This window comes from Paraburkholderia ginsengisoli NBRC 100965 (assembly GCF_000739735.1).
Classification (GTDB): domain Bacteria; phylum Pseudomonadota; class Gammaproteobacteria; order Burkholderiales; family Burkholderiaceae; genus Paraburkholderia; species Paraburkholderia ginsengisoli.
The window spans coordinates 98,531-117,906 of sequence record NZ_BBJF01000024.1 but is presented as its reverse complement, the minus strand read 5'-3'; the positions used below and the strand labels follow the sequence as shown (position 1 = coordinate 117,906).

At 62.2% G+C, this 19,376-nt stretch carries 18 protein-coding genes; 12 read left to right on the top strand and 6 right to left on the bottom strand.

Annotated elements, in window-relative coordinates:
- The first annotated feature begins 66 nt into the window (after window positions 1-66).
- Both BGI01S_RS26925 and BGI01S_RS26920 read left to right on the top strand, forming a co-directional pair.
- Window positions 67-930 carry an IclR family transcriptional regulator gene (locus BGI01S_RS26925; protein WP_042329393.1) on the top strand — a complete coding sequence of 288 codons (864 nt, stop codon included), beginning with the start codon at window positions 67-69 and terminating at the stop codon, window positions 928-930.
- Window positions 931-1,136: 206 nt separating this feature from the next.
- The gene (locus BGI01S_RS26920) at window positions 1,137-2,450 is read left to right on the top strand and encodes an MFS transporter (protein ID WP_042329392.1); all 1,314 of its coding nucleotides are present in this window, start codon (window positions 1,137-1,139) and stop codon (window positions 2,448-2,450) included.
- 416 nt (window positions 2,451-2,866) lie between these two features.
- Here BGI01S_RS26920 and BGI01S_RS26910 read toward each other — a convergent pair whose 3' ends face one another.
- Window positions 2,867-3,814 (bottom strand): LysR family transcriptional regulator, encoded by a 948-nt coding sequence (locus tag BGI01S_RS26910; RefSeq protein ID WP_042329390.1) that lies wholly within the window; start codon window positions 3,812-3,814, stop codon window positions 2,867-2,869.
- A 104-nt stretch (window positions 3,815-3,918) separates the two neighbouring features.
- Between BGI01S_RS26910 and BGI01S_RS26905 the strand changes: the two genes are divergently transcribed.
- The 6 genes from BGI01S_RS26905 to BGI01S_RS26880 all read left to right on the top strand — a co-directional run bounded on the left by BGI01S_RS26905 (window position 3,919) and on the right by BGI01S_RS26880 (window position 7,807).
- Window positions 3,919-4,653 (top strand): SDR family NAD(P)-dependent oxidoreductase, encoded by a 735-nt coding sequence (locus BGI01S_RS26905; RefSeq protein ID WP_042329389.1) that lies wholly within the window; start codon window positions 3,919-3,921, stop codon window positions 4,651-4,653.
- A 29-nt stretch (window positions 4,654-4,682) separates the two neighbouring features.
- Window positions 4,683-5,324, top strand: a complete 642-nt coding sequence (locus BGI01S_RS26900; protein ID WP_409372107.1) for an NADPH-dependent F420 reductase — start codon at window positions 4,683-4,685, stop codon at window positions 5,322-5,324.
- Window positions 5,325-5,515: 191 nt separating this feature from the next.
- Entirely contained in the window at window positions 5,516-5,932 is a 417-nt protein-coding gene (locus tag BGI01S_RS26895; protein WP_042329387.1) for a nuclear transport factor 2 family protein, read from the top strand.
- 165 nt (window positions 5,933-6,097) lie between these two features.
- On the top strand, window positions 6,098-6,766 hold the full coding sequence (gene nthA / locus BGI01S_RS26890) for a nitrile hydratase subunit alpha (RefSeq protein ID WP_042329385.1): 669 nt from the start codon (window positions 6,098-6,100) through the stop codon (window positions 6,764-6,766).
- Window positions 6,763-7,434, top strand: a complete 672-nt coding sequence (nthB, locus tag BGI01S_RS26885) for a nitrile hydratase subunit beta (protein WP_042329384.1) — start codon at window positions 6,763-6,765, stop codon at window positions 7,432-7,434. Before nthA ends, nthB begins: the two co-directional genes overlap by 4 nt.
- Before the next feature lies 1 nt (window position 7,435).
- A complete protein-coding gene (locus tag BGI01S_RS26880) occupies window positions 7,436-7,807 on the top strand; it encodes a nitrile hydratase accessory protein (protein ID WP_042329383.1) in 372 nt (123 codons plus the stop codon).
- Window positions 7,808-8,028: 221 nt separating this feature from the next.
- On the opposite strand, the gene BGI01S_RS26875 is transcribed toward BGI01S_RS26880, so the two are convergent.
- From BGI01S_RS26875 to BGI01S_RS26865, 3 genes are all read right to left on the bottom strand, one after another.
- Window positions 8,029-8,265, bottom strand: a complete 237-nt coding sequence (locus tag BGI01S_RS26875) for a hexameric tyrosine-coordinated heme protein (protein WP_042329381.1) — start codon at window positions 8,263-8,265, stop codon at window positions 8,029-8,031.
- A 216-nt stretch (window positions 8,266-8,481) separates the two neighbouring features.
- Complete coding sequence (locus tag BGI01S_RS26870) at window positions 8,482-10,053, bottom strand: tannase/feruloyl esterase family alpha/beta hydrolase (protein WP_167335680.1); 1,572 nt, start codon at window positions 10,051-10,053, stop codon at window positions 8,482-8,484.
- Between the two features lie 720 nt (window positions 10,054-10,773).
- Window positions 10,774-11,718, bottom strand: coding sequence for a LysR family transcriptional regulator (locus BGI01S_RS26865; protein WP_042329380.1), 945 nt, complete (start codon window positions 11,716-11,718; stop codon window positions 10,774-10,776).
- Window positions 11,719-11,856: 138 nt separating this feature from the next.
- Here BGI01S_RS26865 and BGI01S_RS26860 point away from each other — a divergent pair, with 138 nt between their 5' ends.
- Both BGI01S_RS26860 and BGI01S_RS26855 read left to right on the top strand, forming a co-directional pair.
- Window positions 11,857-12,621 carry an SDR family oxidoreductase gene (locus BGI01S_RS26860; RefSeq protein ID WP_042329378.1) on the top strand — a complete coding sequence of 255 codons (765 nt, stop codon included), beginning with the start codon at window positions 11,857-11,859 and terminating at the stop codon, window positions 12,619-12,621.
- Window positions 12,622-12,694: 73 nt separating this feature from the next.
- Window positions 12,695-13,486: an SDR family NAD(P)-dependent oxidoreductase gene (locus BGI01S_RS26855; protein WP_042329377.1), complete on the top strand. Its 792-nt coding sequence runs from the start codon at window positions 12,695-12,697 to the stop codon at window positions 13,484-13,486.
- A 1,265-nt stretch (window positions 13,487-14,751) separates the two neighbouring features.
- On the opposite strand, the gene BGI01S_RS31335 is transcribed toward BGI01S_RS26855, so the two are convergent.
- Window positions 14,752-16,020: a two-partner secretion domain-containing protein gene (locus BGI01S_RS31335; RefSeq protein WP_322786974.1), complete on the bottom strand. Its 1,269-nt coding sequence runs from the start codon at window positions 16,018-16,020 to the stop codon at window positions 14,752-14,754.
- 425 nt (window positions 16,021-16,445) lie between these two features.
- Window positions 16,446-17,357 (bottom strand): AraC family transcriptional regulator, encoded by a 912-nt coding sequence (locus BGI01S_RS26845; RefSeq protein WP_408638634.1) that lies wholly within the window; start codon window positions 17,355-17,357, stop codon window positions 16,446-16,448.
- 154 nt (window positions 17,358-17,511) lie between these two features.
- Between BGI01S_RS26845 and BGI01S_RS26840 the strand changes: the two genes are divergently transcribed.
- Window positions 17,512-18,345, top strand: a complete 834-nt coding sequence (locus tag BGI01S_RS26840) for an oxidoreductase (protein ID WP_042329375.1) — start codon at window positions 17,512-17,514, stop codon at window positions 18,343-18,345.
- Window positions 18,346-18,496: 151 nt separating this feature from the next.
- Window positions 18,497-19,156, top strand: coding sequence for a dihydrofolate reductase family protein (locus BGI01S_RS26835; RefSeq protein ID WP_042329374.1), 660 nt, complete (start codon window positions 18,497-18,499; stop codon window positions 19,154-19,156).
- The last annotated feature ends 220 nt before the right edge of the window (window positions 19,157-19,376 follow it).

Sequence of the window (19,376 nt, the reverse complement as noted above, 5' to 3'; positions counted from 1 at the left end):
CCCTTGAGTTCCGGTGTGGAATCGTGTTCTCATTCGCCAACGAAATCGAACCGAGAGTGCATCACCATGGCGGGAAATCTGGAGCGGGCGCTGGCCATCATCGAATTGCTGTCGAAGCAGGGCGGCAGCATGCAGCTCGCCGCGATCGCCGACACGCTGAACATTCCGCGCAGCGGTACGCACCGCTTGCTCGCGGAGTTGAGCGAGCAGGGCTATGTGCGTCAGGACGAACATGGCGAATACGTGCTGGCACTCAAGCTGGTGTCGCTCGCGCTGATGTGGCTGTCCACCGGCGGCGTGCTCGACATTTCGCAGCCCGTGCTCGACCGGCTGGCGGCGGCGTCAGGCGAGCTGGCGCGGCTCGGCGTGGTCGAAGACGATCACATCATTTTTGTCGACAAGGCGCAGGGCGCGAAATCCGGCTTGCGCTACGACCCGGACATGGGTAGCCAGCCGCCGCTGCATTGCACCGCGAGCGGCCAGATCTGGTTGTCGACGATGAGCGACGAGGAGGCGCTCGAACTCGTGTCGCGCCAGGGCGGCATCGGCAAGGCGGGGCCGCGCGGCCCGAAAGCGCCGAAGACGATCCAGCAGTTCCTGCAGGACCTGAACGGCGCGCGCAAACGCGGCTACGGCATCGCGAGCGAAACCTACGAAGCGGGCATGACGTCGATGGCCGCCGTGGTCCGTCATCCGGTGGCCGGGCTGGCGGTCGGCGTCATTACGCTCGCGGGGCCCACCAGCCGTCTGTCGGACGCGCGTATCGAGGAGTTGGCGCCCGCGTTGCTCGAAGCGGCGTCCGACATGGGCGCGGCCACGCTGAGTTCGCCGTATTTCAAACGCAGTCTGCGCATGATGCCGGTGGCGGCCGTGGCCGCTGTCGTGAAGCCGGTCGAGGCGAAACGCAAGGGTCGGCCGCGCACGGCTTGAGTCGTCGAGATCGCAGCATTGACGCTGCGTATGCGCACGTGCACCTGATGACACCACGGGCCGGCAGCACGGCCCGATGTCACGCGTCATCAAGTTGCGCGGGCGTGGGCCGTTAAAGACGGGAGGCTGGACGCGAGAGCCACAGAAAAACCTGTCGCTTCTTCCCTTCTTTTCTGAAACCCCCGACGCCCCCACGACCGCTACCCATGCACACTGCCATCGCCTCCCAGGTTCCGCCGTCGCGCGCCGAACTCCGGCGCATCATCGTCGCGATCGTGATCGGCAACGGCTTCGTCGCTTACGACTTCACCGTCTACAGCTTTTCGGCCGTGATCATCGGCAAGCTGTTTTTTCCATCGGACAATCCGGCGGCGTCGCTGTTGCTGTCGCTCGCCACTTTCGGCGCGGGCTTCGTGATGCGACCGCTCGGCGCGCTAATGATCGGCCACCTCGCCGACAGCCGCGGCCGCAAGGCCGGCCTCACGGCGTCGCTCACGCTGATGACGCTCGGTACGTGGCTGATCGCGTGCCTGCCGGGGTATGCATCGATCGGTCCCGCCGCGACCGCGCTGATGGTGCTCGCGCGGCTCATGCAGGGGCTCGCGGCGGGCGGCGAGATCGGCCCCGCGTCGGCCTCGCTGATGGAATCGGCCGGCTACCGGCAGCGCTGCTTCCTAGTGAGCTGGCGCGGCGCGAGCCAGGGCGCGGCCGCCTGCGTCGCCGCGCTGGTCGGCGCGAGCACCACGGCGCTGCTATCGCCCGCGGCGATGCACGACTGGGGATGGCGGGTCCCATTCGCGCTCGGCGGCCTGATCGGCCCGGTCGGCTGGTATCTGCGACGCCGCATGCCGGCGCCCGCGCCACTGCAACGCACGCGGCTCGACCCGCGACGGCTGTTCGCGGAGCATACGCGCCCGCTCGTCTGCGGGATTCTGATGATGGCCGCGCCGTCGGTGAGCATCTACATCACCGTGTTCTACATGCCGGCTTACCTGGTTCGGACGCTGCATCGGCCGCCGGCGATCAGTCTGCTGACGGCATGTCTGTCGGGCTTCGCGATTCTGGTCGTGACGCCGCTGGTCGCGCGCGCGGCCGACCGCTTCGCGAGCCGCAAGACCTTGCAATACGTGTCGCTGTGGGCGTCGCTGCTGGTCGCCTGGCTGGCGTTTCGCGCGCTCACGCACGGCGCGGGCGATCTCGTCGCGCTGGTCATCATCACCGCGTACGTCGCGCTGGCCGTCAACAATGCGGGCGCCGGCTCGGTGCTGATGATGGAGGCGTTTCCAGCGCACCGGCGCGCGGCCGGGTTGTCGGTGATCTATAGCTGCGGGGTGGTGCTGTTCGGCGGGTTCTCGCCGTTTCCCGTCACCTGGCTGATCGTGCGGACTGGGGATCCGATGGTGCCGGCGTGGTATCTGATGGGCGCAACGGTGCTGACGTTGATCGCGTTGAAGGCGTTTCCGGAGCGGGCGGCGCCGCAGGTATGCGGCGATGGGCGAGTGGGGCGGGCGGCTGGGTGAGCGGACTAAGGGTAAGGATACGGCCAAGGTGGCGGATGCGGTCGGCGAGCCGCGGGGAGTGAGGGCGACGAGGCCGGGTGGGGTCTGTTTGGCGCAGTTCTGCCAGGGACCGGCCTTTCAGGAATTGGGCGGCGTGCCTTTGGGCTGGCTGCTTCACTCCGGAAATGGACAGACAAGCTACGCGCGCAGTTCGCCCTTGGCGACGGTCACCCTTCAGGTTCGCGCGGCTGCTCGTCCCTTTGCAGTCATTGGCGGTCGGGTGGTGGTGAACGTCGGCGTCCGACAAGAGTGAATGCGTCTTCGCGACCTGTTGCAGCCGTTGAAGATTTCAAAACGCACCAGCCGTTTATCTAACTTGCGGACATCCGTCGAGGAGCAGCAGGCCTCGCTGGCTGTTGCTCGCTCGTAGCGGCCCTTCATGCTTTTTTGCCTGCGCGTGAGACGGATCGCTTGCTGGCGCCCTTTGAAAAGCGATGACGATTGCCAAGGAGCGCAACCAGCCGCGTCTCGCATTCGGAAAACAGGTACCCGCGCCGCTGCGAGATCATGAACGTGAGGGCGCGCATGTGCCATGCGCGCCGTTGAAGTTCGACAAGTATTCCGTTCGCGAGGTCTTCCGCAACCACATGATGCGGCATGTGCCCCCAGCATAAGCTGCCCCTTAGCAAATCGTGCTTCGCGCCGAGGTCATTCACCAGCCACTGGCGTTCACCGGCGACCCCCTGTTGTGTCTTTTCCGCATCGGGCTGATTGTCGGTTACGACGAGCTGGATGTGCCGGCCAAATTCCTCCCGCGGGATCGGCCCCGCGATTGCGGCCAGCGGATGCGATGGCGCACAGACGGTCACCATTTGCGCTTCACATAAATGCTGCCTTTCTATGGTACCTGGGCTCAGCTCCGGCACGTCGGTGATCGTCACCGCCAATGCGCACGTTCCTTCGAGAACCAGGCGCTCGCCGCCTTGCATGGTCGTCATGCGCAGATTGATTGCAACGGTCGGAAAGTCCGACTGCAACCTGCGCAGGCATTCAATCAGGTGCGCGCGCGGAAAATAGGTATCCACCGCAATCGAGACCTGTGGCACCCCGGCTTCAGCAATCGCAACCGCGCGCATCTTCATCTCCTCTGTGCGTGAGATCACCCCACGAGCATCAGGCAGGAGGCTGCGGCCCGCTGCCGTAAGCGTCGCTTTGCGGGCGTTGCGTTCGAACAGCAACACATCGAAGGCACTCTCGAGCGCGTTGATCGCGTGACTGATCGCTGACTGTGCACGCCTTAGCTCCCGTGCAGCCCCGGAAAAGCTTCCCTGATCACACACGGCAACGAAGGCCCGAAGTTGATTGATGGTGACGTTATCGAGCATATATCTAAAAAGTAGATGGTACTGATAGATATTCAGTCAATTGGACTCATGAATCAAGTGGTCCAGAATTGCATTTCTCGCTTTTGTTTCGAAGGACGTATGACATGAACAGACTAAATGGAAAGACCGCCGTGATCACCGGTGGCGCTACCGGCATCGGCCGGGCCGCAGCAAAGCGATTCATCCAGGAAGGCGCCTTCGTCTTCATCTTCGGCCGGCGGCAAGACGCACTCGACGCCGCTGTTGCCGACCTCGGGCCCAATGCCCGCGCGGTGAAGGGCTCGGTCTCCGATCTGGCCGACCTCGACCGACTCTACGCGGAGGTGAAGGCCGAGCGCGGAACCCTCGACATCGTTTTCGCCAATGCCGGGACGGGAGGCCAGCTTGCGCTAGGCAAGATCACCGCCGAGCACATCGACGAAACTTTCGACACCAACGTGAAGGGTACGATCTTCACGGTACAGCAGGCGCTGCCGCTGATGGGCAAGGGCGGTTCGATAATCCTGACCGGATCGAGCGCCGGCACCACGGGCGCCCCGGCAATGAGCGCCTACAGCGCGAGCAAGGCGGCAGTGCGCAACCTTGCACGGACCTGGGCGGAGGACCTGAAGGGCACCGGCATCCGGGTCAACGTGCTGTCACCCGGCGCGACGGCAACCGAACTCGCGAAGGAAGCGCTAGGCGAGGAAGGGCAGAAGGTCTTCGCCTCGATGACTCCGCTTCAGCGCATGGCCGATCCGGCGGAGATCGCAGCGGCGGCCGCCTTTCTCGCGTCGTCGGACAGCAGCTTCATGACCGCCAGCGAGGTTGCCGTTGACGGCGGCCTTGCGCAACTCTGACAGGCTACGCCCGCCGGTCACTCCATTCGATATTCGGAGCCCGTAGGGCGTCGCACACCAAAGGAAAATATATGAGCTACGCAATTATTGGCTTCGGCAAGATTGGCCAGGCGCTTGCCAGGGCGTTTGCACGAAGAGGCATCGAAGTATCCGTTGCAACCACTCGCGACCCGGAAAGCTTTGCGTCCGCTGCGGCCGCGATCGGACCTGAGATCATTCCTAAAAAACTGGCGGAAGCGGTCAAGGCGGACATCGTCTTTTTGGCTGTCGGTTACAAGTCGCACCAGGATGTCGCGAAGGCGCTGTCTACCTGGCAGGGGAAGACTATCGTCGATGTGACCAATGCCTACGGCGTGCCCCTCGAGGAACTGGGGGGACAACCTTCTTCCAGGGTTGTCGCGCAGGCGTTCACTGGCGGCAGGCTGGTCAAGGGCTTCAATCATTTGGGCGCTGCCGTCCTTGAACAGGATCCGGCGGTACATGGTGGCAGGAGAGTCGTGTTCCTGGCGAGTGACGATGATGGCGCCGCAGAGGAGATTGGTGCGCTTGCGGAAAGTCTCGGTTTCGCGCCGATCAAACTTGGCGGTCTTTCGGAAGGCGGACTTCTTGTGCAGGGGCGGGGAAATAGTTGGGGTCAACTGATCTTTAAGGATTTGGTCAAGTTCGACTGATGAATCGTGCTCGCAAATTTCGATGTGATCCTGCCTCGGGGACAAAGGGCCAACCACAGTTTGATTGAAGCGAGCGCGACGCCGGCAGTAAGCCGCGCTCCGCTCAGCTTGCGCCACGTCCTCGCCGGCAAATCCGCAAGGTAGCCGATTAGATCGGACACGATTCGATAAAAGGAAAATGGAGAGACTCAATGAGCATCGAAGAGAACATTCAGATCGTGAAGGATTTCTTTGCAGCGATAGGCGGCGGCGATAAGCAAGCTCTGCTGGCGTTGGTTGCCGAAGATATCGAGTGGATCATTCCGGGCGAAGACTGGCCACTGGCCGGCACGCACCGCGGGCACGCCGGATTGGCGAAAGTGCTTCAGAAGGCTTCCGACGAGGTGGAAATGACATATCCGAAGCCTCCCGAATTCGTGGCGCGGGGAGACCGGGTTCTGGTCGTCGGGGTCGCTATGGGGAAAATCAAAGCCACGAACAGGACGTTCAAGGACGACTGGGTATTCGCCATTACCGTTCGAAATGGCAAACTGACGAATATCCGGGAATATATCGACACGCAAGCACTGGCGCGAGCCTCCGGGACGGACGCGAGTCCCGAGCCCTGAACCATCGAGATCGATACCACGCACCGTCGAATTCGCCGCCTGAATGTCGCGATAAGACCGAAGGTCGATGTCTTTTGTTGGCCGGGAACGATGCCCAAGCGTTTTGCTTTTGGGTCATGGAGCAACCATACTGGTTCTAAATGGCAATCTTCGGAGCGGACTTCGATGAGCCGAAACGATCCTGAAAGCGACCCGCAAGAGCATGCGCATGCCGACGCTCATGACCACATCGGTAGCGTGTTGTCAGAGATGGATTTGCGTGTGCGTGCGCTGGAGTCCCTGCTAGTGGAGAAGGGGTACGTCGATCCCCGCTCCCTTGATATCCTGATCGAGACATACGAGCACCAAGTCGGGCCGCACAATGGCGCGCGCGTGGTCGCGAAGGCATGGCGCGAGACGTCGTACAGGCAATGGCTGTTAGCCGACGCGACCGCTGCGATTGCTTCACTCGGCTACACCGGCAGGCAGGGCGAACACATGGTGGTGCTGGAGAACACGCTCGCGGTGCACAACATGGTGGTCTGCACGCTGTGTTCGTGCTATCCGTGGCCGGTGCTTGGGCTTCCGCCGGTCTGGTACAAGTCGGCGCCGTACCGGTCGCGCGCGGTGATCGATCCGCGTGGCGTATTAAGGGAGTTCGGCTTCGAATTGCCTGCCGAAGTAGAGTTCCGCGTGTGGGACTCCACTGCGGAGGTGCGTTATCTCGTATTGCCCATGCAGCCAGCTGGAACCGTAGGCTTCTCTGAGGAGGCGCTGGCTGAACTGGTGACACGTGACTCGATGATCGGCACAGGATTGCCGAAGATGCCGGAATCGAAACGGGGGGCCGCATGAACGGCGCACAAGACGTTGGCGGCATGCAGGCATTCGGCCCGATACGCGCGGAAGCGGACGTCTCGCTTTTTCACGCCGACTGGGAGCGCCGCGTGCTGGCGATCACGCTGGCGATGGGCGCAACCGGCAAGTGGAACATCGACATGTCTCGTGCCGCGCGGGAGAGCTTGCCACCTGTGCAATACCTTTCCAGTAGCTACTACGAGATCTGGTTCGAAGGATTAAAGAGACTGCTGCTGAGTACGGGGCTTGCAACGGCAGAGGAAATCGGGACGGGCGAGGCGAAGGGTGCTGCGGCACCGGTCCCTCGCGTGTTGACGGCCGACGCGGTAGCCGCCGCGCTGCTCCGGGGCAGTCCGGTCAATCGCCCCACGGCCGTCGTTGCACGCTTCAAGGTCGGTGACAGGGTGCAGACCCGTCAGCTGAACCCATCCACGCATACCCGTTTGCCGCGATACTGCCGTGGCAGACGAGGGCGCATTATTGCCGTGCATGGTGCGCACGTTTTCCCCGATGCCAACTCAGTTGGGCTCGGCGAACAGCCGCAATGGCTCTATACGGTGTGCTTCGATGCCGCCGAACTCTGGGGGACCGATACGACAGCGGCATCGGTCTGCGTCGACTGCTGGGAGCCTTATCTTGACTACCCGAACGCGGGGTCTGCCTGATATGACTTTCGCCCTGCCGGATCTTCCGGAACTGCCTGCCGCTTTGTCGGCGTTGCCTTGCAACGACGCGGGACCCACTTTCGCCGCACCGTGGGAAGCCCAGGCGTTTGCCATGACCGTGGCCTTGCACAAGAGCGGCATGTTCACCTGGGCTGAGTGGGCAGAATGTCTTAATCAGGCAATCCGCGATGCGCAGGCCGTCGGCGACCCGGACCATGGCAACACGTACTACAGTCACTGGCTAACGGCGCTGGAGCGAATCAGCACCATCAAGGGACTCGTGACAGACGAGGTGCTCCGGCAGCGTCGCAATGCGTGGAATGACGCCGCACGCGATACTCCGCATGGGCAGCCGATCGAGCTCCGGCGATAGCGTCCCTCACACGCCAGTGAGAGGTCCATGTCATGCTTCCTTGCCCAGGAATAGGTTTTAGAATTTGTCGTCTGTCTTCGTGCGGCCAGCATGTGACGTTCGCTCGGGCAGGTGAGGCGACGCTCGAACGACTCTCGCATCTCAACAGCGGCCATACCGCTCACGAGATCATTGGTCAGCCGATCGGCCTTCGAGGTTTACCGGCAGCAATCTTGAGGCGATTAGTCTCGCCAATAGTTATTCGCCGCAGCGATGGTGGCGAACTCGAGCGCCACGACGTGGCCAACCTGAATGAGGTCCGAAGCATCGTTCGCATAGATTGCGCGCAACTTCGCTCGCGTGTCGTCGTCAGGTTGGGTGGCCTTGACTACAAGGCGCGCCATTTTGATCGCCAGGTGTCGACCATCCTCGGGCGTCGCCGTAATGAGGGAATTGCCGGGTACAAGCGTGATGTCCATCGAACGACTCCTTTAGTTTGGCTAATAAAACTGGCAGCGCCGCTTCGAGTTTGGGCGCTCTTTCTTCCACCACCAGATCACGGTCGACAGATCGCGCGTATCCAGGACGAGATTCACGTGGTCGATGCAGGCACGCCAGCGCTGAAGATTGCCGCTGATACGCGACGCGCGAAGATAACGGGTGCGGCAGCCCCTCGCGCGTCGCGCTGGCGTGCGTTATCCCTGCACGCAGGTAAATGAAGCCGCGCTGTTCACGTCGCCCGCGCCGTTATAGCTAGGCCACGCCGGATACTGGCATAGCGGGCGCGTGCGTCCCGGTACGCCCGCGGTATCGGTGACCACCTGATGCACCGGCTGCGTGCCGTGCTCGGCCCAGTTCTCCAAGGTCGTGAGCGAGTCCCACGACGCGTTGAACTCGGTGCCGACCCCGTGCTGCATCCCCGGAATCTCGTAGAAGCGCACGAACGAGTCGACGGCGCCAAAGCCCATCGTCAACAGTAAGCGCTGATAGTAGATCTCGGTTGCCCGCGTGCTGACGGTCTCGTCCACCGTGCCATGCGCCATCAGCAGCTTGCCGCCGCGTCGCATGAAGGACGTCAGATTTGCGTCGGTCGCGTCGAGTCCAGACAGCGTGCTGATCCGCCCAGACCATCGACCGGCAAGCGCCGGATTGAACGTCAGCGAGTTGGCGTTCGGGTTGTCCATGACCGTGTAGCGGACGAACTCGTCGCTGATCTGTCCGTCGAACATCGCGCTGCTCTGCAGCGGATACGACGGCTGCGTCGTACCGAGCGCGAGCAACGTGACCGTGTCCTCGAGCGGCGAACTGCTGCCCACTCCGAGATCGGCGCCATACACGTTAAAGCCAGGGTACTGCGTTTCGCCGCTTTCGAGCGGATACTCAAATACGAGGGGCGTGTTCATCGTGTTGAGCGCCGCGATCTGCCGGTCCGACAGACACGTGTCGTCACGTGCCGTACCGCCGGGGCAGCGCAGTCGCTTGCCGTCGACGTACGCTGTCGCCGGATTGAACGTCGCATTGCACGCCTGCACGTTACTGATCAGCCCGTCGACGACGCCGTCGAGCCCATCGCACGCCTGCATCACCGCTTTGAGGAGTAGCGCGCGCTGCGCCGTGTCGAGGTACGCGCCCGGCGCCGCGAAGCCTTCCGTCGCTCGCAACTGCTGCAGGCTCAGCGTCGTGAAGTCGTACGCGGGATAAAATGCGATCACGCCATCCCAGTCCTGCGGCCAGCGTTGCGCGACGGTCAGCGCTTCGCGTCCGCCAGTTGAGCCGCCCGCGAAATACGCCTTGTACGGATGCGTGCCGTAATGCTTGTCGATGATCTCGAGCGCGGCGTCATGCGTCTTCTTCAGCGCATCGCCCATGAAGTTCTCGTACGCCTCGGCGTTGACGGAGAACGCACCGTCCACCGAGTCCGTCCCCTCGTGCCCGGAATCACTCGCGAACACCGCGTAGCCGCGCGACAGCGGTCCCGGCAGATGGGTCGGCGCGCTTGGCACGTTATCGGTTACGTCGGGAATCGAGCCGTTGAAACCACCGCCGCCGAGCATCAGGATCTTGCCGTTCCACCGGTCCGGCAACGCGACATTGAACAGGATGTCCGGGGCGGACCGATCGACCGGATGAATCGCGCCGGCCACGAGGCAGTACGACCCTGTAGCCGTCGGCCCGTTGCCGCTCGCTGCCACCTGTATCGTTGATGTGACGACGGCGCCGGTTGTCGGCAAGTCGATCTCGCGGGCCCGGATAGTCAAGCCGTTCAATTGCGGACAGCCTGTTTTCGACGAGGGCGGCGCTTTGTGCGGTGCGCATGCCGCGCCGCGGCATGGACCGGTCGCCGGCTCCGCATACGCGCCGCTGCTCCACATGGCGCACAGGACCAGCACACGGAACGCACCCAGCCACGTTGGCACGCGTCCACACTCACGCCACAGCCTGCTGCTCGAGTTCATCGCGTTGTCTCCTTCCAAATGAGGCCTTGGAGACGGCGCCGGACATTGCGGCATTGGCCTGTACGCCGCAACGCACACATGACCGTTATCTCTTCCGGTCAACCGCGCGGCCACCGCGTGCGCGACGATCAACAGCCGTGTTGCGCGCGATACCCGCCCGACACCGCATAGCTGAACCTGCTGTCAACTCAGTAGAAGATTTTCAACGGCCCGTCGATGCAATGCTCGAAGGTCGTCGCATTCGCGCTCGTATTGACGTATGACCAAAGCCGCTGCGTTGCGCTATTGCAAGCGAAACCGCAACGGCTCAACCGGCACATTGGCCGTAACGCTCGCGAAGGAGATGGTTCGATACATCATAGTCGCTGACGCGCGTAGCAGACACCGAATCGCGCTCACGTGCACGCTTGATGTTCACACGGAGTTTTATGCTGTCAAGCGTCTGACGTTAGACGCTCGGGTCAAACGGTCGCGAGCCTGGTATTGAACGATCTTGTCCGAACATATCGGACGCATGGTCTGGACGCGCCTTCAGTTCTTCTTCGGCGCGACAGCTGTCCGATTACCATCATCCCGATCCCATGGGGGCACGCCACCGAACGCATCGACAAGGAAATCGATCATGACACGCACTCTGGCGCTCAGGTGCCGACGGCTTGGGTACATGGCGAGTATGTCGATCTCAGGCAGGCGATACTCAGGCAACACGTGAACGAGCGTGCCGGCACGGAGATCGTTGCCGATCAGGAAGGTGGGTTGCCAGATCACGCCTTGCCCGGCGAGCGCTGCTGCGCGCGCCGTATCGCCGTTATTCGTATGCATGTGACAGTCGACCTTCACCATATGAGTCTTGCCGCCATCGTCGATCAGTTGCCATTCGTCGCCAGTGGTCGCATAGGTGTACCCGATACAACGATGGCCGAGCAGGTCGATTGGCGTTGCCGGAACGCCGGCGCGAGCCAGATAGGCTGGCGACGCGCACAGAATGTTTTGCGATGTCGCGAGCTTGCGGGCTGCGTGGTTAGTCGAGCCGGCGCGCGAAATGCGAATGGCGAGATCGTAGCCTTCATCGACGATATCGACGACGCGATCAATCAGCCCAACGTCGAGTTCGATGCCAGGATATCTCGACATGAACTCGGCCCATAGCGGCGCGAGATACAGAATGCCAAAACTCACGGGCGCATTGATGCGCAGGCGTCCGCGGGGTTCGACCGATGCGGATGACACGAGCCCCTCTGTCTCGGCGACCTCGTCGAGGATGGACTTGCAGCGGGCGTAAAGCGTCTCGCCGCCCTCGGTCAGAGACAGCGTGCGTGATGTGCGATTCAGCAGGCGCGTGCCCAGGTGCGCTTCCAGTTCATTCACATAGCGGGTCACGTTCGCGGGCGACGTGCCGAGCGCATCCGCTGCGCGCGCAAAGCCACCACGGCTCACCACCGTCACGAAGACCTCGAAGGCACGCAGGCGGTCCATGCAACCCTCCCGTCATTCACAAAAAGTGAGTGATAGAACCATGTTTTAGGCCTTCCTGGCACCAGGACTGAAGCCTATATTCCTTTCACGGGCCAAGGCATAGGGCAGTGGCCGACCAGATGCATCAGGAGATAACACATGCAACGCTTGACAGGAAAAGTCGCCATCGTGACGGGTGCCAGCGCAGGAATTGGCCGCGCTACTGCAAAGCTGTTCGCGAAGGAAGGCGCCAAGGTAGTCATTGCGGCGCGCCGCGCGGCGGAACTTGAAAAGCTCGCTGCGGAGATCGTCGGCGAAGGCGGCGAAGCCGCGTATCTGGCCGGCGACGTGCAGTCGGAGGACTTTGCGAAGGCGCTGGTCGCACTCGCAGTGAGCCGCTTCGGCCGTCTGGACATCGCCTACAACAACGCCGGTACGCTGGGCGAGATGGGCCCGACCACTGGCATCTCCGAAGCTGGCTGGAACGCCGCGCTTGCGACCAATCTGACCAGTGCCTTCCTGGGAGCGAAGCACCAGATTCCTGAAATGCTGAAGCAAGGTGGTGGATCTATCATTTTCACGTCGACGTTCGTCGGTTACTCGTTTGCGTTTCCCGGCACCGCGGCTTACGCGGCGAGCAAAGCCGGACTGATCGGCTTGACGCAAGCACTCGCCGCCGAGTACGGCGCGCAAGGCGTGCGCGTCAACGCGGTGTTGCCGGGCGCGGTGGACACGGAGATGTATCGCGACATGAACGACAGCAGCGAATCGCAGGCGTTCGTCACCGGGCTGCATGCGCTCAAGCGCGTTGCCAAGCCAGAAGAACTGGCGCGTTCGGTGCTGTATCTCGCATCGGACGATTCGTCCTTCGTGACCGGTACCGCTTCCCTGGTCGATGGTGGCGCATCGATTACACGTACGTGAACCTCCTGGCGGCGTCCGACGTTCAAGACCGGTTGTCGCCATTTCTACTTTATCCATTGAAAGGACATCACTCATGGACCTGGATCTGACAGGCAAACTCGCGCTCGTGAGCGGCAGCACGGCAGGCATCGGTCACGCTATCGCCCGTACGTTGGCACAGGAGGGCGCTCGTGTGATCGTGAACGGCCGCTCCCAGTCATCTGTGGATGACGTAGTCGCGCAGCTGAAAGCGGAAACGGGCAGCGACGTGCGGGGATTTGCGGGCGATCTCAGTACGGCCGCTTCAGCAGAAGAACTCGCGCGACGCTATCCGGGCGTGGAAATTCTGGTCAACAACCTGGGCATCTTCGAGCCCAAGCCGTTCGAAGAGATTCCCGACGCGGACTGGCAGCGGTTCTTCGACGTCAATGTCTTGAGTGGGGTACGCCTCGCTCGCCTCTTTTTGCCCGCGATGAGGCAGGCCAACTGGGGGCGCATCATTTTCATTTCGAGCGAAAGCGGGGTGCAGATTCCAGCTGAAATGATCCATTACGGGATGACCAAAACCGCGCAGCTGGCGGTTTCACGGGGACTCGCCGAAGCCGTTGCCGGCACGGGCATTACAGTCAATAGCGTGCTGCCGGGGCCGACGAAATCGCGGGGAGCGAGTGAATTCGTGGAGAACCTCGCAAAGGCCGACGGCAAATCGTTTGAAGCGTTCGAAAAGGAGTTCTTCGAGAAGGCACGTCCCACGTCGCTCATCAAGCGATTTAGTTCGCCGCAGGAAATCGCGTCGCTCGTGGCCTATATCGCCAGTCCGCTTTCGTCGGCGACGACGGGAGCTGCGTTGCGGGCCGACGGAGGCGTCATAAAGAGCGCCTTCTAGACCCACGCCAGCATTGAGCCGGGCTCTCCATCTGTTTCGTCGATCGATATTCCGACGCAAACCGGCCCGGCTGAACCTTGATCCGACGATTACCCATACGTCCGTTTCTGCCCGCGCCCGCGCTCGCCGCTGCTGCTAGCGGCGCCCCCATTTCGCGTCAGGCCTACCAGTGCAGCGTCGGCAACGAACCGGCCACCCACGTGCCGGTCGCGGTGAAATCCCACGTTGGGCCGAAGCTCGCCGGGTCCCTCAACTGCGCTTCCGTGAGTCCGCTCGAGGCGGCCACCGACGTGCCCGAGCCGACGCCCGCCAACGCTCCTGACGTCTCGCTGTTCCAGAACACGTTCGCGGCAATCGAGCCGCTGTTCGTGCCCGCGATGCCGCCCGTCGTCGAGTTCGCGCCAACCGGGAGATGGGACCAGGCATACGATTCACTGATGGAGCCCGTATTGCTGCCAACTAGCCCTCCGACGGCTATCGCGCTGCCGTTCAAGGGTTCTTGCGCATACGATCGGGAGATCGCGCCGTTGTTCGTACCGACAAGGCCGCCGACTGTGCTTTGCGCGCCGGCTGTGACCGAACCGAGCGCATAAGACTTGTCGATGGAACCGTTGTTGAGGCCGGCGAGTCCGCCTATCTGGCCCGCGCCATGGATGTTCACGCCAGTCCACGACTGCTCGATGCGTCCGAAGTTCTCGCCGACGAGCCCGCCGGCCACCGTGCCCGTGTTGCCGATGGCAGTGATGGTGCCCGTTGCGCCGTCATTGACCATATACCCCCAGTTAATAGCGGCTAGCAGTCCGACCGCTCCTCCCGAGGAGGTCGCGGTGCCATCCGCGAGCGTGAAATTTCGCACGACGCCGGTTTTGCCGATTGCGCCAAAGAGGCCGGTATTGGCCGAGAGATTCAAATCCGCAGGGAGATGCCCCATGCCGTCGAACTGGCCGGTGAACGGATTCGCTGCGGTGCCGATGCCGCTGAAAGCCGGCGCAGCCGCGAATTCCAGCCCCCCGGCACCGAATGCGTAATTCCCGGCGAGGTTGTTATTCACCGCGCTCAGATCTGCCATGGAGTTCACAAGCTGATAAGCCGTGAACTGCGTCACGAGCCCGCTGAACGGCGTAGGGCTCCAGGATGGGTTGGTGCGGACGTCGCCACGCGTGTAGCTGCCGTTCCTGTCGTAAAGCGCCACGACGATACCCGTACTACGTGACCAGTCGACCGTGCCGAGATTGAGCACGCTGCCGCCGTTGTCAAATCCGTGACTATCGGCGGACAGCGTGAGAGAGCCGGCGCCCGTATTGGCGATGTTCGCCTGCGGTGCGATAGTCAGCGAGTGCGCCGCATTGAGCGTCAGCGACGCGGCCCCTTGCCAGCGCACGCTCGACTGCACCGCGATGTCTCCCTCGCCGTTCGCACCATACTTGCCGTCGGCGCCGATCGCGTCCACGGTGATCGACGCGCCACGGCTCAGACTTGCGACGAGGGCGCTGGCCGTGCTGGCATCGGCGGTTGAAATCTCCGGCGGTGATATTCCACGCTTTCGCCTGAACATCTGCGCCACCGACCTTGACGCTCCCGCCCGCCATATCAACGATGCCGCCGCTGCCGTCCGCATTGCGCGCACTGATCCGCGCCCCGCTCGCATCGACATTGCCGGCGACGAGGTTGCCGGCCTGGTCGACCGTGTTCGCGACGAGCCACACGTGGCCGTTGCGCGTCGCAGTGCCTGTGGCCCGCAGCGCGGCTGAACGGCCCGCAAGCGCGAAGATATTGCCGTCGGCCGCTTGCAGGTTGATCAGCGCCGCCTGCACGGCGCCTGAGTTCGTCACCGTGCCGCCGCTTCCCACGTCCACGAAGACCTGCTGATACTTGCCGTCGGATAACGACACCTTACGACCCACGGCGAGTTCGGCATTGCCGTTCGGCGCATCGATTTTCCCTGAGTTCTTGACCTCGTTGGCCGATATGAGAAAGACGTCCCCGCCCGACGAACTGATCTTGCCGAGATTGACCACATTCGCCGTAGAACTGCCTGTGTACGACGCTCCACCGTACAGAGGGGGATTGAGAAAATCATTGTTGGAGACATCCAGTGTCGAAGCGACGAAGCGCGTGCCCGTCGACACCACGCCGCCTGGTCCGATGAGCACGCCATTCGGATTGACAAGATAGACACTGCCGGTGCCCGTCAGCGAGCCATAGATCGCCGAGAGATCGTTACCGGTCACGCGATTGAGTGTGGCGCCCGTGCCGTTGTCGATCGACACCTTGTGGCCCGATCCGATCGAAAAACTGTTCCACTCGATGATGCCCCGCGAGCCGGATTGCGTGATGCTCAGGTTCGCACCGTGCTGGGCGATGCTTCCCGAACCCGCGACATAATGGCCGCCTTGTGGCAGGATTCCCGCCGCGAAACTTGGCTGTTCGGCAAACAGCCCTGGCAGCGAGAGGCCTACCGCGAGCCAGGTGTTTCGGATCGGGCGGCGGCGGGCCGCGCGCTTGACGCGCGCAGATCTGGCAGCATGGCTCATAGGTCACCTTTCTGCGTGAGGGCAAAACGATGGGCCAACATAGGGGAGGCAAACCGGGCCCGGCCGCGTGCGCCCGTGTAGGGAAAGTAGCACACGGCAATGTCGAGATTCGTCTAAACCTAGCGTATCCAGACCAAACACAAGCGACCCCAAAAACGGTCGCCACGCGCGGCTGCGAGCACGCAGTTCTGTAAAGGAAGCCGGGCTAGTCGGAGTTCGATCGCCTCTCAGGATTGAGTGGCCGATATGAACGACCCTTCTCGCGCAAAGCATTGATGTCCTGGTCGGACGAACCACGTTAGCGACACTGATCGGCCGGTATCCGTCCGCCATGACGATGTTGTGGGCGCCTGCTTCTCGCCGTCGAGACGCACATTCGTGGATGTCCGATCACCGATCTGCGATCAAATCGAACCGCGCGCAATTCAGTGCGACGAGACATAAGCCGTATCAGCGAATGCTGCGGGGATTGCGAAGCTCTCACGCATACGCTTAGCCTCTGCGGCCGGCGTCAAGCCAAACAGACGCTTGAATTCCCTGCTGAACTGAGACGGGCTCGTGTAACCCACCGCGTGTCCCGCGGCCTCTGCGGTCAACGCCTCGCGCACCATTAACAGGCGAGCCTGATGAAGGCGGGTCGACTTCACGTATTGCATCGGCGACACCTGCGTAATGGCCTTGAAGTGGCTGTGGAAACTCGGGATGCTCATACCCGCTTCGTGGGCCAGTTGCTTTACGTCGAGAGGCTGCGCATAGCTTGCATGAATCACGCGGAGTGAGCGGCCTATCTGCCCGAACTGTCCTCGCATCGCCAAGGCCTCGCGCAACGAGCTTCCCTGGGCGCCGGTCAGCACCCGGAAATACAGTTCACGCAGCAGCCCTGCGCCCAACACAGCGGCTTCGAGCGGCCGATGCATCGCCTCGAGAAAGCGCAGCACGGACGCTTGCATCGCGTCATCCATCGGCGTCGACATCATGCTCTGAGGTGCTGGTGCGCGCCGCGCCACGCCTTCGCGGTCGATCCGCTCCGCAAGTTCGGCGGCCAATGCGAAATCGAGGTGCAAATACAGCGCGAGCAGTGGGCGCTCCTCGGTTGCGTCGGTCTCCATGCTGAACGGCACTGGCACGGACACCGCCAGATAGTGACGCTCGTCGTACAGGTAGAGCCGATCGCCGAAATAACCTCGCTTGCGGCCCTGGCAGACGATCACGATACCTGGGTCGTACAGAACCGGGGTGCGCGATAGCGCCCGGTTCGACCGCAAGATGCGAACGCTTGGGAGTGCGGTCAGGTTGTAGCCCTCGTCGGGCGCCAACGCGTGCAGCAGGGCAACCATGCGTTTCTGGCTTTGCGAGGATAAAGCCGGAGGCTGGGTGGAAGCGCGTGACGTGTTCATAGTTTTATGCAAGAAAATCAGCGGAATTCCGCTTAGCTTGGCTCGTCCATCAGATTAGCATGCACTCTCCAATCGACATCCGGGAGAAGCTTCAATGGCATCGAGCAAAACTCTACTCATCACCGGCGTTAGCAGCGGTTTTGGCCGCGCACTCGCACAGGAAGCGCTGGCGGTGGGTCACAAGGTCGTCGGCACGGTGAGAAGCGCGCAGGCAAAGCGTGAATTCGAGTCCCTATCCGAGCATGCCGCCTGGGGGCGTGTGCTCGACGTGACCGACTTCGACGCGATCGACGGCGTCGTGGCGGAAATCGAGGCTGACATTGGACCAATCGATGTGCTGGTCAACAATGCCGGCTACGGCCACGAGGGCATCATGGAGGAATCGCCGCTCTCGGAAATGCGCCAGCAGTTCGATGTGAATGTATTTGGCGCGGTCGCCATGATGAAGGCCGTGCTGCCGTTCATGCGTCAGCGCCGCCGCGGCCACATTCTGAATATCACGTCGATGGGCGGCTACATCACCATGCCGGGAATCGCTTATTACTGTGGGAGCAAGTTTGCGTTGGAGGGCATCTCCGAGGCACTCGGCAAAGAGGTCAAGCCCTTCGGTATTGCCGTAACGGCCCTGGCGCCGGGCTCATTTCGCACCGACTGGGCAGGTCGCTCGATGACGCGCACCCCCCGCTCGATCTCGGATTACGACGATATCTTCAATCCTATCCGCCAGGCCCGCGAGGAAAAAAGCGGCAAGCAATCGGGAGATCCCCGGAAAGCGGCGCGCGCGATGCTGGCCGTCATGGCAGCGGATCATCCGCCCACACATCTATTGCTCGGTAGCGACGCGCTCGGGCTCGTTCGAGACAAGTTGTCGGCATTGAACGTTGAAATCGGTGCGTGGGAGGCGACCACCGTTTCGACGGACGGATGATGCCCGCCGGGACGGAGAATCTGTCGAGAACGGTATTCGGCGGCGTCGGCACAGGCGTTTTATCATGGCCATGCATCCCGCAGTGACAGATATAAGCCGCACGTCTTGCAGTTGACATCCCGTCTGACGTCAAACGAAAGGAGGGCATGAAATGACACGCGTCCGAGTTGAGGGCTTTACCATCTCGCTTGACGGATACGGAGCTGGTCCGGATCAGGACATCAGGAATCCGCTCGGCGTGGGCGGGACTGATTTGCATCAGTGGTTAATCCCGACACGCACGTTCCAACGGATGCTCTTTGGCGCCGACGGTGGCACAACAGGGATCGATGACGACTTCGCCGCGCGGGGCTTCAAGAATGTTGGCGCCTGGATTCTCGGAAGAAACATGTTCGGCCCGATTCGTGGTCCCTGGCCCGACATGAACTGGAAAGGATGGTGGGGGGACAGCCCGCCCTATCACGTTCCAACTTTCATCTTGACTCATCACGCGCGCGCACCTATCCAGATGGAAGGCGGAACGACGTTCTACTTCGTCACAGGCGGTATTCACGAGGCGCTTGAGCGGGCGCGCGACGCAGCCAACGGAATGGACGTGCGCATTGGCGGCGGGGCTGACACTATCCAGCAGTATCTTCGGGCGGGCCTCATCGACGAGTTGCACGTCGCTATTTCGCCGGTCCTGCTGGGCGGGGGAGAGCGACTGTTCGAGGGGATTGACGCACGCGCTCAGGGATACGAATGCGTTCAGTTCGTTGCATCGGAGAAAGCCACCCATGTTGTACTCCGGCGCAAAGGGCACGGTGAGTGACGCCTGACAACGTATTGCAGCGGAGGCGCTGCCGCGCCTCCGCTGAACTGCCCGTTAGGGGAGCTTCATTGATGGAAGCACCCACGTCTTCTGCTGGATTCCGCGGTCGCGTCACGAGACCACGCGCGGCAGATCGGCAGATCGCGATGGACACCTCTCTGTTCAACGCATCGCCAGTTCGAATTGCCACGAACGCGGCGGCCTGAACCTCCGCGACAAC

What these genes read in the sequence shown, in the direction of transcription:
- nthB (WP_042329384.1), top strand. Translation starts at nt 6,763, where the DNA reads ATGAACGGCGCACAAGACGTTGGCGGCATGCAGGCATTCGGCCCGATA.
- BGI01S_RS26835 (WP_042329374.1), top strand. Translation starts at nt 18,497, where the DNA reads ATGACACGCGTCCGAGTTGAGGGCTTTACCATCTCGCTTGACGGATAC.
- BGI01S_RS26905 (WP_042329389.1), top strand. Translation starts at nt 3,919, where the DNA reads ATGAACAGACTAAATGGAAAGACCGCCGTGATCACCGGTGGCGCTACC.
- BGI01S_RS26865 (WP_042329380.1), bottom strand. Translation starts at nt 11,718, where the DNA reads ATGGACCGCCTGCGTGCCTTCGAGGTCTTCGTGACGGTGGTGAGCCGT.
- nthA (WP_042329385.1), top strand. Translation starts at nt 6,098, where the DNA reads ATGAGCCGAAACGATCCTGAAAGCGACCCGCAAGAGCATGCGCATGCC.
- BGI01S_RS26860 (WP_042329378.1), top strand. Translation starts at nt 11,857, where the DNA reads ATGCAACGCTTGACAGGAAAAGTCGCCATCGTGACGGGTGCCAGCGCA.
- BGI01S_RS26840 (WP_042329375.1), top strand. Translation starts at nt 17,512, where the DNA reads ATGGCATCGAGCAAAACTCTACTCATCACCGGCGTTAGCAGCGGTTTT.
- BGI01S_RS26855 (WP_042329377.1), top strand. Translation starts at nt 12,695, where the DNA reads ATGGACCTGGATCTGACAGGCAAACTCGCGCTCGTGAGCGGCAGCACG.
- BGI01S_RS26875 (WP_042329381.1), bottom strand. Translation starts at nt 8,265, where the DNA reads ATGGACATCACGCTTGTACCCGGCAATTCCCTCATTACGGCGACGCCC.
- BGI01S_RS26920 (WP_042329392.1), top strand. Translation starts at nt 1,137, where the DNA reads ATGCACACTGCCATCGCCTCCCAGGTTCCGCCGTCGCGCGCCGAACTC.
- BGI01S_RS26925 (WP_042329393.1), top strand. Translation starts at nt 67, where the DNA reads ATGGCGGGAAATCTGGAGCGGGCGCTGGCCATCATCGAATTGCTGTCG.
- BGI01S_RS26845 (WP_408638634.1), bottom strand. Translation starts at nt 17,357, where the DNA reads ATGGTTGCCCTGCTGCACGCGTTGGCGCCCGACGAGGGCTACAACCTG.
- BGI01S_RS31335 (WP_322786974.1), bottom strand. Translation starts at nt 16,020, where the DNA reads ATGAGCCATGCTGCCAGATCTGCGCGCGTCAAGCGCGCGGCCCGCCGC.
- BGI01S_RS26910 (WP_042329390.1), bottom strand. Translation starts at nt 3,814, where the DNA reads ATGCTCGATAACGTCACCATCAATCAACTTCGGGCCTTCGTTGCCGTG.
- BGI01S_RS26880 (WP_042329383.1), top strand. Translation starts at nt 7,436, where the DNA reads ATGACTTTCGCCCTGCCGGATCTTCCGGAACTGCCTGCCGCTTTGTCG.
- BGI01S_RS26895 (WP_042329387.1), top strand. Translation starts at nt 5,516, where the DNA reads ATGAGCATCGAAGAGAACATTCAGATCGTGAAGGATTTCTTTGCAGCG.